Raw genomic sequence first — 15,904 nt, forward strand, 5'->3', positions numbered from 1 at the left:
AGATCCTCAGAAACGTCTTCTCGGACGCGACGCCGTTCTTGAGCGGCAGGAACTGACGCAGCCAATCCTCCTTCTTGTACGCCCAATAGGCGATGTCTTCGACGGTGTCACAATCGGAGAGTACCGCGGCCATGGCAATCACCAGAATCTCAACGAAGTCGTGCAGCGTCCCATTGCTGGGTTTGCGCGGGTCGTCTACTTCCCTCAAGCAGCACATCAGGCTGGCTCCATTCGTCACACTCATTTCGGTTGCCCAAAAGACGAGAGTAGACCTGATTTCAGAGGGGTTTACAAGCTCTTGTCATAAGCCCATGAAAGTTAACGATTTTTCAATTGCCGAGTATGACGAAGGGAACTATGCTATCCGAGTGTCGAGGCCCTGAAGAAACCCCCTTGGTGGAGAGCGATCGCTTCTATAACTATCACCTCTATCCTGTATGGGGTGTGCCCAGTTACTTCAACGTGAACGTCGCAAGTGGTGGCTTGATCAATGGGATGTATGATGCTTGGTGCCTCGATCCGGTTGGAAGTATCTCCCGTGGTACGATTTACCCGGTCACTGTGTATTCAAGCTATTCAGCGTACGGCTCGATAGACGGCGTCCTTCCGTCAGGGCAAGTAGACCTTGACTTGGACGGTTACTACGATAGCCTCCAGGCTGTCAACTGGATATTCAATAATATCGTTGAACCAGGAAACGTTGTGCTGGAGCCGTCTCCATCTAGTGCGTTCACTAATTCCTACAGCTACAACATTGATGGTGTCGCTGGGAATGAAACATTCACCTCAGGCGATGTACAGTGGGCGATATGGAAGGTGCTTGGCGCTCCACCAGCAGAAATTAGCGCGGGCCTGGGTTCTTTGATAGATTACGATCATTCGGGAGTGATGGCCCAGAATATCGCGAATCTCGCTATCGCGGAAGGCGTCGCCTTTGTCCCTGTGGCTGGCCAGGACATTGGTATCATCCTCTCGCCGGGCGGCAATAATCCCAGTCACCAGCCGACCATCATTGAGGTCAAGACGGCAGGAATCGGCGACACGGTATTTGCCGATTGCAACCTTAATAACGCATACGATATTGGGGAAGGCATCAATGGCGTAACTGTCAAGTTGTTGGCTGATACCGATGGCGACGGCGATTTCGAGGTGGTGGCCACCACGGTGACGGGTGACAATCCGAACACTGCCAATGTCGTAGAGACGGGTTACTACTTCTTTGGGCCCCTGTTGGCTGGTCCCACTTATGACTCTACGGGTGGGCCTGGTTCCGGTATTACTTACCAAGTGATGGTGGACACCAGCACCTTGCCGCAAAATGGAGCGGGCTGGACGAACGTCGTTGATCCTGACGGCGGCAACGACAGTATGTCTACCGAAACGCTGACGCCGGGCGAGGTTAACCTCGCTCAAGACTTCGGCTACCGGTCGCCGAACTACGCGCCGGTCTGCATCACCTACGATTTCTCCGGCAACTCTTCTACCGACGGCCTGGATGGTAACTCACGCGTCTATACTGACGCGGGCTCTGGCGTCTCGGTGACGGCAACCGCATGGAGTCGTCAGGACAGTAACGGCAACTGGGCCGAGGCTTATCTGGGTGCCTATGGTGGCGGAAACGGCGTTACGGATACCAGCGAGGGGAGCGGCAGCGGAAACCGCCACACTGTCGACAACGTCGGCGGACGCGACAACTATGTGGTTTACCAGTTCTCCCAGTCCGTCATAGTGGACCGCGCTTACCTGGGCTATGTCGTGGACGACAGCGACATCTCGGTGTGGATCGGCTCATCAGCGATCCCGATCAACAACGTGAATGATGCCTTGCTGGCCAGCATGACGTCGTACGAGAGCAACAACGCGTCTAACGGCAGTTCGCGCTGGGCCGATTTCAACTCTGGCGACGTGAGTGGCAACGTGCTGATCATCGCCGCCAGCGTCGAAGATAAGACGCCCGACGACGAGTTCAAGATCGAGAAGCTGAAGGTCTGTACTGCGGTTAACTGCGAACCCGAGCAGCCAAAGGCCTCTATCGGCGACCGGGTCTGGCTGGACAGCAACGGCGATGGGCTTCAGGGCAGCGACGAAGCGGGTGTCGCTGGCGTAACGGTGAAACTGCTGAACAAAACCGGTGGCGAAATCGGCAGCACGACTACTGACAGCAATGGCTACTACCTTTTCAGCAATCTGACCCCTGACGACTACGCCATAAAGGTGGTCAAGCCCGTCGGCTACACTTTCACCACGAAGGATGCTGGTAACAACGACGCCAAGGATTCGGACGTCGACACCGGTAGCGGCCAGACAGTCTCTACCCAGCTGACTGCTGGCGAGAACGACCTCAGCTGGGACGCCGGACTGTTCAAGAAAGCGTCGGTGGGCGACAAGGTGTGGGACGACATGAACCACAACAATATCCAGGATAGCAGCGAGCCCGGTATTGGCGGTATCAAGGTCAAGCTGCTGGATGCCGTCACCGGTGCCACCGTCGCTTCTACCACCACCAACAGCAGCGGCAACTACCTCTTCAGCAACATTAACCCGGGCACCTACGTGCTGGAATTCGACAAGGGGAATGTTCAGTACTACCAGTACAAGCAGTGGAACAACATGAGCAACTGGAAGTGGGCGGTCCAGGATACCGGAAGCAACGATGCCGTCGATTCGGACGTGGCCGGCGACGCGACGGCGAAGACCAACGTCAGCAAGACAATGGCCTTTAGCCTGGTGTCGGGCCAGAACGACATGACCCGCGACGCCGGCATTACGCCGATCGTGATCGACCTCGACGGCAACGGCATACAGACCGTCAGCCGCGCCAACTCGACAGGTACCTTTGATCTGTTTGGTAACGGCAACGCGGTGCAGTCGGGCTGGATCTCGGGAGGTGAAGGTTTCCTGGCGGTCGACAAGAACGGCAACGGGCAGATCGACGACATCAGCGAACTGTTTGGCGGCACGGCCAAGGGCGCGGGCTTCGCGCAACTGGCGAGCTACGACAGCAACGGCGATGGCCTGGTCGATGCCGCCGATAGCGACTTTGTGAATCTGCTGATCTGGCGCGATGTTAACGGCAACCATCAGTCCGATGTCGGCGAGCTGATGACGCTGGCCGAAACCGGGGTGGCGGCGCTGAATGTCGACTTTAGCGAGCTGCCTTTCCTCGACCGAGAGGGTAACCTGCACTTCGAGCGCAGCAGTGCCACGATGGCCGACGGTCGCACGGTAGATATGACTGACGTGTATTTCAACGTGGCCGCGGATGATGCGGCGGCTGCCGGGGTCGTTCTGCCGGGTCTGGCCGATCTATGGCACGAGGGCTGGTCCGTTGGCGGGGACAGCGACATCTACTTCGACGCTGCGGCAAATGATGGCGCAGCAGCGGCGGAAGTGCCGGTCAGCGATCCGGGCTGGATGTTCGCCTAGGCGGTGGCAATCGTCGTCCGATAGCGATGGCCTGCAAGGCTAGCCGGGCTCGGATGACGGTTTTCGTGGCGCCGCCCGTGCCGAGTTTCCAACCGTCGCGGAGAAGGTGATCTGGCCAAAGCAGGTCTGACTTGAGGGGGCGCCCAGAGCGCCCCCCGTTTTTTTTGTTGCGTGCGCCAGGGGCAGGGCGAACGCAACAAAAAAAGCCGCCCGAGGGCGGCTTTTTTTGTGCTGCATCTACCTGATTCCTGGAGAATTCTGGTAGGCGCGATTGGAATCGAACCAACGACCCCCACCATGTCAAGGTGGTGCTCTAACCAACTGAGCTACGCGCCTTCGTCAAAGTCGGTACTGCTGAACTTCAAGGAAGGCCGCATTATACGGTGCTGGAAAATCAAGTCAAGCGCGCTGATGCTCATTGATGATCATGGATTGCCGAAAAGTGGCAAGGGCAGCAAACGGCAGCAAACCTAGCCGCCCGATTCAGCGGGCGACCGGCGTCTCACTCCCCGATTACGTCGGTATTGGCCGGCGGCGTGAAGCGGAACAGCGACGGGGCGAGTTGCGGGTTGCGTTCAATACCTGCGAAGACCAGCGAGCTGGTCTGGCCGAGGCTGTCGAGCAGGATCATGGCGCGCAGTTCATCGCCGGCAAAGCCGAGACTGACCTTCTCAAAGCCGCTGTCGGGCGCTTTGGGAATGGCCTCGACCCACTCCAGACCATCGCGCTGGCCGGCTTCGTGCAAGCTGAAGTCTTTTTCGATGCGGCTGTCGCCAGCGAGTAGTGCCGCCGGCGTCCCGCCCAGGGTAGGGCCCGCTTTTCTGACCGTCACCTGGCGCAGATCGGGGTCGTGGATCCAGATCTTCTCACCGTCGCCGACGAGCAACTGCGCGTACGGCTTGTCGATCTGCCAACGGAATTTTCCGGGGCGTGAAATGATCATCACGCCGCTCGATACCTGCCCCTGCCGCCCGTTCCTGGCGACGACGGTTTGCGCGAAATCGGCGCGCACGGTGCGCGTCGAATCGAGAAACTGGTGCAGTTTATCGATCGCGCCAGCGTTCGCCAGCGGCGCCACGAGCAGGCAGGCGCCTGCGCACAGGCTGCGCAGCACGCGGGGGGGGCAGCAGCGGGATTCGTGCCATCATTCGCCTTCCTTGCGGGCCAGGACTTCGCGGCCGCCGCGGGCGTCCATGGCGGAAACCAGGCCGGCTTTTTCCATGGCTTCGATCAGTCGCGCCGAGCGGTTGTAACCGATGCGCAGGTGACGCTGGACGAGCGAAATGGACGCTCGGCGGTTCTTGAGCACCACTTCGACCGCTTGGTCATAGACCGGATCGGCTTCGCCATCGGTATCGAGGCCGCCGCCTTCGCCACCGCCATCACCGTTAGTGTCGCCACCGGCGCCAGTCAGCACGTCTTCCAGGTATTCCGGTGCGCCGGCCTTCTTGAGATGGTCGACGACGCGATGCACTTCCTCGTCGGCGACGAACGCGCCATGGACGCGCGTCGGATAGCCGCTTCCCGGGGCCAGATAGAGCATGTCGCCCTGGCCGAGCAGGGCCTCGGCACCCATCTGGTCGAGAATCGTGCGCGAGTCGATTTTCGACGACACCTGGAAGGAGATGCGGGTCGGGATGTTGGCCTTGATCAGGCCGGTGATCACGTCGACCGACGGCCGTTGCGTTGCCAGGATGAGGTGGATTCCCGAGGCACGCGCTTTCTGGGCCAGGCGGGCAATCAGTTGTTCGACGGTCTTGCCGGCAACCATCATCAGATCGGCGAGTTCGTCAATGACGACAACGATGTGCGGCAAGATCGACAGCGGCTCAGGGGTATCCGGGGTCAGCGAGACCGGGTTGCTGAGCTTTTCGCCATTTTTCTCGGCGTCCTTGACGCGCTGGTTGAGTCCCGCCAGGTTGCGCACCCCGATCGCCGACATCAGCTTATAGCGCTTATCCATTTCCGCGACACACCAGTTGAGGGCGTTGGCGGCCTGCTTCATGTCCACCACGACCGGCGCCAGCAGGTGCGGGATGCCTTCGTAGATCGACAGTTCGAGCATCTTGGGGTCGACCAGGATCAGCCGCACCTGATCCGGCTCGGCCTTGTAGAGCAGTGACAGGATCATCGCGTTGATACCCACCGACTTGCCGGAGCCGGTGGTACCGGCGACCAGCAGGTGCGGCATCTTGGCGAGATCGACGACCACCGGCTGGCCAGCGATATCCTTGCCGAGCGTCATCGTCAGCGGCGAGTGCATGTCGTGGTATTCCTTGCTGGCGATGATTTCCAGCAGGCGTACCATCTGTCGTTTCGGGTTCGGCAGTTCAAGCGCCATCGACGACTTGCCGGGCAGTGTTTCGACGACCCGCACCGAGACCAGCGACAAGGAGCGCGCCAGGTCTTTTGCCAGATTGAGAATCTGCGCGCCCTTGACGCCGACTGCCGGCTCGAATTCGTAGCGCGTCACCACCGGCCCGGGGTAGGCGGCAGTGACGGTCACTTGAACGCCGAAATCGGCCAGCTTGCGCTCGATCAGGCGCGAGTTGTACTCGAGCGTTTCGGGACTGACGCGCTCACTTTGCAGCGGCGCCGGTTCGAGCAGGTGCAGGGGCGGCAGCAGGCCGCCGCTGACCGCCTCGGGGAACAGCGGTGCTTGCCGTTCGCGGTCGATCCGCTTCTCGACCTTCGGCGGCAAGGGCGCGCCAGCAATGACCGGTTCGCGCCTTTCGATGAGGATCGGTTCATGCGTTTCGACGCGCTTCTTCTCGACCTCGACGACGGCTTCGCGTTCGCGAGCGACTTCACGGCCGATGCGGCGGTCCTGCCAGCGCTCGAAGACGCGGTGGACGGCCAGCACAGCACGTTCGAACAGCGCACCGATGCCCTCGGCGGCGGCCAGCCAGGAGACCCCGGTGAAGATGCTCCAGCCCAGCGCCAGCAAGGCGGACAGCGCCAGCGTCGCGCCCGTGTAACCAAGATTGCGGACTGTGAACGCCGCCAGTTCGATGCCGATCATGCCACCCGGACCGACGGGGAGCGGTGCCTTGACCGTGTAGAAGCGCAGGGTTTCCAGGCCGCTGCTGGCGATGACCAGTACCAGAAAACCGGCCAGGGCGATGTACAGCGGCCGCCGATCGACGGGTCGCTGCCGGTTCAGACGTCGGTAACCCCACCACACGAAGACCAGCAGCAGAACAATCCACCACCAGGCGGAAAGGCCGAAAATGTAGAGCATCAGGTCGGCTAGCCAGGCGCCACTGCGGCCGGCCGGGTTGTGCAGCGTCGTCGTGTAGGCGGCGTGCGACCAGCCCGGGTCGTCGGGGTTGTAACCCCAGAAGGAAAGCGCCAGAAAGCTGGCGATAACGATCAGGATCAACCAACGCGATTCTTCCAGGAGGAGCGCGATTTTCTCGGGCAAGGGACTCGGCGTTCGCGCGGTATAGGAGATTCGGCCGGCAAGTTTGTTCAGTAGAGCCATTGGGGCGATTGAATGCCTGGTGAGTGGTAAGTGTGCTGCTTTGTCTGCGTCTTACGGACGGGCAGCGGCCGCGCCCGGGGCCGGTACGCGCTTTTCAAGGATCACGATGCGGCCATCTTCAACGCGGAAGTATCCCTGATTTTCGAGATCCTTCATCACCCGGCTGACCATTTCACGCGAGGCGCCAATCATCTTGGCGATGTCCTGCTTGGTCAGGCGACGGCGGATGATGCGCTCGCCACGCTCTTCTTCCGAGAAGTCGAGAAGCAGCTTGGCGACGCGGCCGTAAACGTCCATCAGCGCCAGGCTCTCGATATTGCGGTCGGCCTCGCGCAGGCGCCGGACGAGGCTCTTCATGATATTCAGGCAGAGATCGAAGTTCTCGGCCAGGCAACGCTTGAAGTCGTTCTTGGTGATCACCAGCAATTCGCAGGTCTCGGTGGACATCACGTCGGCCGAACGCGGGCTGCCATCGATCAGCCCCATTTCGCCAAAGAATTCACCTGGCCCAAGCAAGGTCAGAATCACTTCGCGTCCTTCTTCGTCGCTGTTAAGTACCTTGGCGCCACCGCTGATCAGCACGTAGAGCGAGTCGGTGCTGTCGCCCGCGCGAACGATCGTCGTCAAGCGAGGAACGCGGCGTTGGAAGGCGACCTTGGCGATCTGTTCGAGTTGCGCATCCGGTACACCGGCAAAAATCGGAATGCTGTGCAGCAAAGTCAGGCTTGGTCCTCGCCTGGGCTGCTCGACCTGAGTGTTCATGAGGCATTCTCTCGTCAAGTGAAGTGATTTCTATCAATGGCTTGCGCGGCGATTATAAGGCACTTTGCAGGATTCCCAAGCAAACGCGCGACAAACTTGGCGGCAGAACACGCGGCGTTGCCGGTTATAATTTTTGCGTCACCCACTACCCGAGCCCATAAAGATGACCGAAGCAACCCGCCATTGCCGCCTGCTGATCCTCGGCTCCGGCCCTGCCGGCTATACGGCAGCCGTCTACGCTGCCCGCGCCAACCTCAAACCGGTGCTGATTACCGGCTTGGCGCAGGGAGGGCAGTTGACGACGACGACCGACGTCGACAACTGGCCGGCCGACGCGCACGGCGTGCAGGGCCCCGAGCTGATGCTGCGCTTTGAGGAGCACGCGCGTCGCTTCGACACCGAGATCATTTTCGATCATATTCATACTGCCAGGCTGACCGAAAAGCCGCTGACGCTGATCGGTGACTCGGCTACCTATACCTGCGACGCACTGATCATCGCCACTGGCGCTTCGGCGCAGTATCTCGGCCTGCCGTCCGAAGAAGAATACGCCGGTCGCGGCGTTTCCGCTTGCGCGACCTGTGACGGCTTCTTCTACCGCGAGCAAGCGGTGGCGGTCATCGGTGGTGGCAATACCGCTGTCGAAGAGGCGCTGTACCTGGCCAACATTGCCAGTCACGTCACCCTGGTGCACCGTCGCGACAAGCTGCGCAGCGAGAAAATTCTGCAGGACAAGCTGTTCGCCAAGGAAAAAGCCGGCAAGGTCAGCATTCGCTGGAACTGCACGCTTGAGGAAGTGCTCGGCGATCACTCCGGTGTCACCGGCATGCGCATCAGGGACAAGCTGACCGACAGCGCAGAGGACATTCCGCTGATGGGTGTGTTCATTGCCATCGGTCACCGACCGAACACCGAGCTGTTCACCGGCCAACTGGAAATGGAAGGCGGTTACCTGATTACCCAGTCGGGACTGAAGGGAAATGCCACGGCGACGTCGATCCCCGGCGTCTTTGCTGCGGGCGACGTGCAGGATCATATCTATCGGCAGGCGTGCACCTCCTCGGGCAGCGGTTGCATGGCAGCGCTCGATGCCGAGCGCTATCTTGACAGCCTCGGCCTGGCCGGCTGAGGCCTCGCAGCGTCGCGTACGACACTCCCTTCGCGAGGGGGTAGGGCCGGCACCAACAGGATTTTTTGCAATGACTCAGCAACAGCTACCGAGCAGCGAGGATTTGGCCGCTTTTCTGGCCGCGGTTGACGGCGCGACACCGCTGTCCAAGCCTGATCGGGTAAGCTTTGAAGCACCGAAACCCAGCCCACGCCCGCGTCAGCTGGAGCGCGACGAAGCGGCGGTGCTCGCCGAGCTGCTGCAAGCGCCATTGGCCATCGACGACTGGCTCGATCTCGGCGATGCCGACTCCTTCCTGCGTAGCGGCCTGCCGCGGACATTGTTGCGTGACCTGCGCAGAGGCCGCTGGAGCATCCAGGAGCATGTCGATTTGCACGGCATGAACCGCCATGAAGCGCACCAGCAGGTGAGCCTTTTCCTCGCCGAATCACTCGCTTCCGGCAGGCGCTGCCTGCGCATCGTACACGGCCGTGGCCACGGTTCACCGGGTCGCGAAGCGATCCTGCGCCAGCTGGTCAAGGTCTGGTTGGGTCGCAGCAAGGATGTGCTGGCCTTCTGTCACGCGCCGCCCTGCGACGGCGGCGATGGCGCCCTGTGGGTGCTGTTGAAAGCGGCCAGCAAGCCGCGCTGATGTTCCTCAGATCGCCGATTCGTCGAGTTCGCCGGTGCGAATGCGCACCACCTGTTCGACCGTGGTCACGAAAATCTTGCCGTCACCGATCTTGCCGGTGCGCGCCGCCTTGACGATGGCGTCGATGGCGCCTTCGACGACGGCATCCGAAACAACGATTTCGATTTTCACCTTGGGCAGAAAATCGACCACGTATTCGGCGCCGCGGTAGAGTTCGGTGTGTCCTTTCTGGCGACCGAAGCCTTTGACCTCGGTCACGGTCAGGCCGGTGACGCTAATTTCCGACAGGGCTTCGCGTACTTCATCGAGTTTGAATGGTTTGATGATGGCTTCAATTTTTTTTCATGGCCTTTGCTCCCGGGAAAGTCGTAAAGAAATGCTATCAGAAATAGGGCATCGATAAGTGATCACTGCGATCATCGCTACCGACGATCAGTAGGGGTCGCGGTAGCGATTGGTGATCGGATAGCGCCAGTCCTTGCCGAAACCACGTTGCGTGACGCGAATCCCGATCGGTGCCTGGCGTCGCTTGTACTCGCTGATCTTCAACAGATGCACGACGCGCCGCACGTCCGCTTCGGCGTAGCCGCTGGCGATGATTTCGCGCGGACTGATGTCTTTTTCCATGTACGCGGCAACGATCGCATCGAGCACTTCGTACGCGGGCAAGCTGTCCTGATCGGTCTGGCCGGGCTTCAACTCGGCCGACGGCGGACGGCTGATGATCAGCTCGGGGATCACCGCGGAGCGCGTGTTGCGCCAGCGCGACAAGCGGTAGACCCAGGTCTTGGCGATGTCCTTGATGACGGCAAAGCCGCCGGCCATGTCCCCGTACAGAGTGCAGTAGCCGACTGCCATCTCCGACTTGTTGCCAGTGGTCAGGACCAGCGAACCGGTCTTGTTGGAGAGGGCCATCAGAATCATGCCGCGGATTCTGGCCTGGAGATTTTCTTCGGTGGTATCCGCGGGCAGGCCGGCAAACTGATCCTGCAGCAGGCTGGCCATGGTCTCCATCGCCGGCGCGATGCCAATTTCGTCGTAGCGTACGCCGAGCAGGCGGACCATTTCGCGGGATTCCGAAAGGCTGATCGCCGCCGTGTACGGGGAGGCCATCATCACCGCGCGCACGCGGTCGGCACCGAGTGCGTCGACGGCGATGGCCAGCGTCAGGGCGGAATCAATGCCTCCCGAAAGGCCGATGATGGCGCCCGGGAAGCCGTTCTTGCCGAGGTAATCACGCACGCCGAGGACCAGCGCCTGATACACCTCGGCTTCGATGCACGGCGCGGCAACGATGGTCCCCGGCTGTGGCTCGCCGTCGACGATGTCGACGATGGCCAGAGCTTCCTCGAACTGCGGTAGTTGGCAGCAGAGCCTTCCCTGCGAGTCGAGAACGAAGGAACCGCCGTCGAAGACCAGTTCGTCCTGGCCGCCGGCGAGGTTGGCGTAGATCACCGGCAGGCGGGTACTGGCGATACGCTGGCGGAGGACCTCGGTACGTCGCTCGCGTTTGCCGATGTGATAGGGAGAGGCGTTGAGGACCAGCAGGATTTCGGCGCCCGCCTGGCGGGCCAGATCGGCGGCGCCGGCCTCCCATACGTCGGCGCAGATATTCACGCCGCAGCGCACGCCCTTGAGCGTCAGCACGCACGCGCCTGCGCCGGAATCGAAATAGCGTTCTTCGTCGAATACCTCGTAGCTCGGCAGCCGCTGCTTGTGGTAGGTGGCGACGCGCGCGCCGTCGCTGATCAGCGTCGCCGCGTTATAGCAACGCTCGCCGCGCCGTTCCGGATGGCCGACGAGAACGGCGATTCCCGTGAGCTTGGCGGCCAGGGCGTCGAGTTCGATTGCGCAGGCGGCACAGAAATCCTCGCGTAGCAGGAGATCTTCAGGCGGGTAGCCGGAGAGCGCCAATTCCGGCGTCAGCAGTAAGTCTGCTCCTTGTTCTCTGGCGCGTTCGGCAAAATCGAGGATACGCGCCGAGTTGCCGGCAAAGTCGCCGACCGTGGCGTTGATCTGGGCAATGGCAATTCTGAGAGACATGGGCACAGGCATCAGCGAAAGGGGCGCTTGCGCGCCCCTTGATCAAAGTAAGGTAAGGACCTGCTCAGAAGTTCGGTTTGTCTTTGGCATCGTTGAAGCGCTGCACGCCCTCCATGATTTCCTTCTTGGCCTCGTCGACGCCTAACCAGCCGGCGACTTTGACAAATTTGCCGCGCTCCAGATCCTTGTAGTGAGCAAAGAAGTGCGCGATCTGGTCCAGAATGACCTGCGGGAAATCGCGCGGCGACTCGATGTCGCGATACATCTGCGTCAGGCTGTCCACCGGAACCGCCAGCAGCTTGCCGTCCTGACCGGCCTCGTCTTCCATGGCCAGCAGGCCGATCGGCCGGCAGCGGACGACGACGCCCGGGGGGCAGCGCAAACTGGGTCACCACCAGGACGTCGACCGGGTCGTCGTCGCCCGCGATGGTGTGCGGGATGTAACCGTAGTTGCAAGGGTAATGCATGGCCGTAGACATGAAACGATCGACGAAGACCTGTCCGCTTTCCTTGTCCACCTCATACTTCACGGGATCGGCATGCATCGGGATTTCGATGACGACGTTGAAATCATTCGGGAGTGCTTTGCCCGAGGGCACGCGATCTAGGCCCATGTAAGTTCTCTCTGCTGGTTGTGGGAGGGGTCATTATACGCGCCAAAGTTGCGGCGGGTGTTCCCCGAAGACATTGGCGTACCGCTTAGTGTCAGACGGTGGCGGGACAATGGCCGCAGCGCCGCCCAGGCGGGAGCGCGCTCGCCGTCAGACGACACCGGCCAGCTCCTTGGCCTGGTCAGAATTGGCGGCCTGGCGTTGTTCGAGCTGTTCCAGCCAGCCGAGCACGGCCGCGGCACAATCGCTCCAGTGCTCGTCGAGAATCAAGGCGTGTCCGGTAGCAGCCACGATCTGTAGTTCGGCGTTCCAGCGCCGGGCGAGCGGGCGGACCAGCTGCGGCGGAAAAACCGTGTCGAGTTCGCCAGAGACGACCAGTACCGGCTGCGCAGGTGGCGGCTTCGGGGACCATCGCCAGCAGCCGAGGAGGGCCAGGTCGCAAATCGCCCGTGCCGATTCCGGCTGCACCAGTTGTGCAAAGCGCAGCAGCGTTTCCGGCCGTGTCGTCGGCGAAAAATAGACTTCCTTGATCATGTGCAGGGCGGTCGCACTGACCCTCCCCCTGGTTACATTGACGACTTCGCCAAGGAACTTCGGGTATTTCAGCAACAGTTTCGTCGCCGACTCCAGGGTGCCGTTAGTCGGCACAGGCGCCAGCAGGACAGCGGCCGCCACGAGCGATTGTTCAAGGAGGCGTTCGGCGATAAAGGAACCCATCGAATGCCCGATGACGATCGGTTGTTGGTCGAAGCGGGCGACGATCTGCTCGGCGTCGGCGAGATAGTCGTCGAGGCTCAGGGCATCCAGATACTCGCGCCCGTCGCTGCCGCCGTGGCCGGAGAAATTGAGGGCGTGGCAATCGTAGCCGTGGCTGGCGAAAAATGGCAGGAAGTGGGCGTCCCAGGAGCGCGCATCGACATAGCCACCGTGCAGGAAGAGCAGCGGTGGACGGTTTGCCGGCGAAGGGGTAGGCGGTGGGCGATGAATGGTCTGCAGAATGGGCTGCCTGGGGCTACGAAGCGGGGTCATGGGTGGTCTCCGGAAGCAAGCCGACACTATAAGGCCAGATCGCGTTGCCACGGCCAGGGTATTGCTGCGTTGCCACGCTGGCAATGGCGTGGCGCAGGCGTGCCCCGCCAGTCGGACCGCCCGCCGAGCGCTTCCGGCGTGCCCGCCGGAATGCGCACTGCCGGTGCAGGGAAACGGTCATGGCCTGCATCATCAGTGGTGTCTCGACAGCTCATGACCCTTAGGCTTATGATATTCGCAGGATGTTGCCTGAGGCTTGATCTGAAATGACTCATAGCGCTGCCGCACCTCCCCCGGCGAGCAAGGCCTCCAAACCGACGGCGGTGTTCGGTAAGGGTCAGGCTGACAATCGTGCGCTCGCTTCCGCCGTAAATCCCTATCCTGGCCTCGCCGCCTTCACACCCGAAGCGCATCGACTTTTCTTCGGGCGCGACGAAGATAGCGAACGGATTGTCGGGCGCCTCGCCGAATCGCGCTTGATCAGCGTCGTCGGTCGTTCGGGCACCGGCAAATCTTCACTCGTTGCCGCTGGTGTCGTGCCGCGCCTGGCCGCGCTTCACGGCCAGCTCGGCTATCTGCGTTGCGAGCCGCAGGGCAGTCCTTTTCGCCAGCTTGCCGAAGCGCTTTGTCGCGAATTCCCGGTAGCCGACACGGCGGCCGATCAGCAGGCCATCGATCGCCTGCGGCGCGCGCTGGCGGAAACCGGTGAGTCGAGAGCGTCGGAAGACCGCCTCACCGCAGCCAGCATCGATCTGCTGCGCCAGCGGAAGCATCCCATGCTCCTGCTTTTCGACCAGTTCGAAGAGTTATTTACGCACACGCCGACTACCTGCGCGCGCCGCTTTCGTAAGCTCTTTGGCTCATTGCTCGACATGGAGGGCTTGTTTCTGGCGTTGACGCTACGCAGCGAATTCACCGTTCGCCTGATGGAATGGCTGGGCGAAGATCTGTTTCGGGCATCCTTGGTAAGCCTCGAAGCGGTCACTGGCGAAGAGCAGTTGCAGGCAATCATCAACGGCCCGGCGCAGGCCTGCGGGGTGCCGGTGCAGGCCGAACTGCTTGCCACGCTGCTTGTCGCGGCGGGAGCAACCCGGGGCGCGCTACCGCTGATCGCCTTGACCCTTGAACGACTTTTCGAGCAGCGTGACGCCGAGCAGGGACTGACCCTGCAGGCCTATGAACGCATGGGTGGGCTGGCGAGCATTGTCGATAGCGCGGCCGCCGGTATCGAACGTTTGATCGACAGTGAGCCAGCACTCGAACTCGCTTGCGCCCGCCTGTTTGCCGAGTTGGCAACGGTGGTCGACGAGGTGCCGACGCGGCGTACGGCCGAGATTGCACCCCTGCGCGCCGACAGGCAGATCAGCCGGCTGGTCGATGCCTTGCGTGGGCAGGGCTTTCTCTCCGACCCGGACGATCAGCACGTCGAGTTAGCCCACGAGACACTGCTCATCCACTGGCCGCGCTTGCGACAGTGGTGCGGTCGCTATCGCGACAGCCTGGCGCTGCGCCGGCAGGCGAAAATGGCCGCCAGGGAGTGGTGGCCGCTTGTTGCGCAAGCGGCCGCTTTGACGCCTGGTGACCGGCCTGGAAGCGATTCTCTCCTCTGGGGTTGGCAGCGGCAAAAGCCGGTGCTGCTGGCGCTGCTTGACCTCAGTCACCGCCTGCCGCTGGCCGATCCCGACTTTTGCGATCCCGGCATCGCGGCATGGCGCACGCTCGCTGCCAGCCTGGACAAGACTCTGCACCGCTTTCTGCGACCCGAACCGCTGCTCTTGCTCGATGAGTTGGCCAGTGACAAGACGCCGCATCATCGCCGCGAAGAGATCGGCCTGCGTCTCAATCAGATGGGCGATCCACGCCGTGGCGTCGGGCTGACCAGCGCAGGCTTGCCGGATATCGTATGGATCGACATTGCCGGCGGAGGGGAGGTGACGCTCGAAGGCCGGGCCACCGAGGTCTTCGTGGTGAAGCCGCTGCGCATTTCCAGGTACCCGATCACCTGGCAGCAGTACGGCGCTTTCCTGAGCGCTGAGGACGGCTATCACGACCGCCGCTGGTGGCGAAAGCTGGTCCAGCGCAAACAACCGGGCGACACGCGTTGGGGTTTCCAGAACCACCCGGCAATCAACATCGCCTGGAGCGACGCCGTCGCCTTCTGCCGCTGGCTAAGCGAACACTGGCAACTGACCGGTCCGGAGACCCTTCGCCTGCCCACCGAATGGGAGTGGCAGTGGGTCGCGCAGGGCGGCGTCATGAAGCGAAAATACCCCTGGGGCAGCGACTGGAACCCGGCCCGTGCCAACAGCCACGAGAGCGGTACCAGCAGGACCATGGCGGTCGGCATGTATCCGCTGGGCGCGCCCGACGGAGAGCTGCTTGCCGACCTCGCCGGTAACGTCTGGGAGTGGTGTCTGAACGAGTATGACCATCCTGCCAACACGCAGATCGGCGGCGACATCTCGCGCACCCTGCGTGGCGGATCATGGCTGGATTTTCCGGGTGACCTGCGGACGGGAAAGCGTGAAGAGTTCTCGCCCGACGACCGTGATGGCGACATCGGTTTCCGGGTAGTTCTGGCGCCGCCACTCGAATAGATCGAGTCGTTCGCAGACAAGGAATAGGCACCTGTGGGCCGGCTTTCCGGCCGCGGCGTCGGAGAGGGCGCACTCCTGGTGACCGCCACCCACCTCTTCGTGCACACTGGCGAGCCAGTTTGCTTCAGACGGCCTCAAGCGGGCGGTGAGCGATTGCGCATCTCGACGGCGCGGATGGGTGCCCTCTGACGA

General features: G+C 61.7%; 11 protein-coding genes, 1 tRNA gene and 1 pseudogene. 4 read left to right on the forward strand and 9 right to left on the reverse strand.

The window, feature by feature from the left end:
• Window positions 1-217: transposase family protein (locus E4Q23_RS08100; RefSeq protein WP_169066194.1), on the reverse strand; the 217-nt coding region annotated here is incomplete at its 3' end.
• A gap of 179 nt (window positions 218-396) precedes the next feature.
• Between E4Q23_RS08100 and E4Q23_RS24805 the strand changes: the two genes are divergently transcribed.
• A complete protein-coding gene (locus tag E4Q23_RS24805) occupies window positions 397-3,426 on the forward strand; it encodes an SdrD B-like domain-containing protein (protein ID WP_211203683.1) in 3,030 nt (1,009 codons plus the stop codon).
• Window positions 3,427-3,685: 259 nt separating this feature from the next.
• Here the strand turns inward: E4Q23_RS24805 and E4Q23_RS08110 are convergent.
• The 4 genes from E4Q23_RS08110 to E4Q23_RS08125 all read right to left on the reverse strand — a co-directional run bounded on the left by E4Q23_RS08110 (window position 3,686) and on the right by E4Q23_RS08125 (window position 7,672).
• A tRNA-Val gene (locus tag E4Q23_RS08110) sits at window positions 3,686-3,762 on the reverse strand.
• A gap of 166 nt (window positions 3,763-3,928) precedes the next feature.
• On the reverse strand, window positions 3,929-4,540 hold the full coding sequence (lolA, locus tag E4Q23_RS08115) for an outer membrane lipoprotein chaperone LolA (protein WP_169066171.1): 612 nt from the start codon (window positions 4,538-4,540) through the stop codon (window positions 3,929-3,931).
• A 30-nt stretch (window positions 4,541-4,570) separates the two neighbouring features.
• A complete protein-coding gene (locus E4Q23_RS08120; protein WP_169066172.1) occupies window positions 4,571-6,910 on the reverse strand; it encodes a DNA translocase FtsK in 2,340 nt (779 codons plus the stop codon).
• A gap of 51 nt (window positions 6,911-6,961) precedes the next feature.
• Window positions 6,962-7,672: a Crp/Fnr family transcriptional regulator gene (locus E4Q23_RS08125; protein WP_211203684.1), complete on the reverse strand. Its 711-nt coding sequence runs from the start codon at window positions 7,670-7,672 to the stop codon at window positions 6,962-6,964.
• Window positions 7,673-7,835: 163 nt separating this feature from the next.
• Here E4Q23_RS08125 and trxB point away from each other — a divergent pair, with 163 nt between their 5' ends.
• Window positions 7,836-8,801, forward strand: coding sequence for a thioredoxin-disulfide reductase (gene trxB / locus E4Q23_RS08130; RefSeq protein WP_169066173.1), 966 nt, complete (start codon window positions 7,836-7,838; stop codon window positions 8,799-8,801).
• 70 nt (window positions 8,802-8,871) lie between these two features.
• Window positions 8,872-9,432 (forward strand): Smr/MutS family protein, encoded by a 561-nt coding sequence (locus E4Q23_RS08135; protein ID WP_169066174.1) that lies wholly within the window; start codon window positions 8,872-8,874, stop codon window positions 9,430-9,432.
• Window positions 9,433-9,438: 6 nt separating this feature from the next.
• Here E4Q23_RS08135 and E4Q23_RS08140 read toward each other — a convergent pair whose 3' ends face one another.
• The 4 genes and pseudogenes from E4Q23_RS08140 to E4Q23_RS08155 all read right to left on the reverse strand — a co-directional run bounded on the left by E4Q23_RS08140 (window position 9,439) and on the right by E4Q23_RS08155 (window position 13,115).
• Window positions 9,439-9,768, reverse strand: coding sequence for a P-II family nitrogen regulator (locus tag E4Q23_RS08140; protein ID WP_169066196.1), 330 nt, complete (start codon window positions 9,766-9,768; stop codon window positions 9,439-9,441).
• Window positions 9,769-9,864: 96 nt separating this feature from the next.
• Window positions 9,865-11,475, reverse strand: a complete 1,611-nt coding sequence (locus tag E4Q23_RS08145) for an NAD+ synthase (RefSeq protein WP_169066175.1) — start codon at window positions 11,473-11,475, stop codon at window positions 9,865-9,867.
• Window positions 11,476-11,539: 64 nt separating this feature from the next.
• A pseudogene (gene ppa / locus E4Q23_RS08150) lies at window positions 11,540-12,089 on the reverse strand (inorganic diphosphatase).
• 147 nt (window positions 12,090-12,236) lie between these two features.
• Complete coding sequence (locus tag E4Q23_RS08155; RefSeq protein ID WP_169066176.1) at window positions 12,237-13,115, reverse strand: alpha/beta hydrolase; 879 nt, start codon at window positions 13,113-13,115, stop codon at window positions 12,237-12,239.
• A 266-nt stretch (window positions 13,116-13,381) separates the two neighbouring features.
• Here E4Q23_RS08155 and E4Q23_RS08160 point away from each other — a divergent pair, with 266 nt between their 5' ends.
• On the forward strand, window positions 13,382-15,712 hold the full coding sequence (locus E4Q23_RS08160; RefSeq protein WP_169066177.1) for an SUMF1/EgtB/PvdO family nonheme iron enzyme: 2,331 nt from the start codon (window positions 13,382-13,384) through the stop codon (window positions 15,710-15,712).
• Window positions 15,713-15,904: the final 192 nt, after the last annotated feature.

This window comes from Candidatus Accumulibacter phosphatis, assembly GCF_012939955.1.
In the GTDB taxonomy this organism is placed as follows: Bacteria; Pseudomonadota; Gammaproteobacteria; order Burkholderiales; family Rhodocyclaceae; genus Accumulibacter; species Accumulibacter delftensis.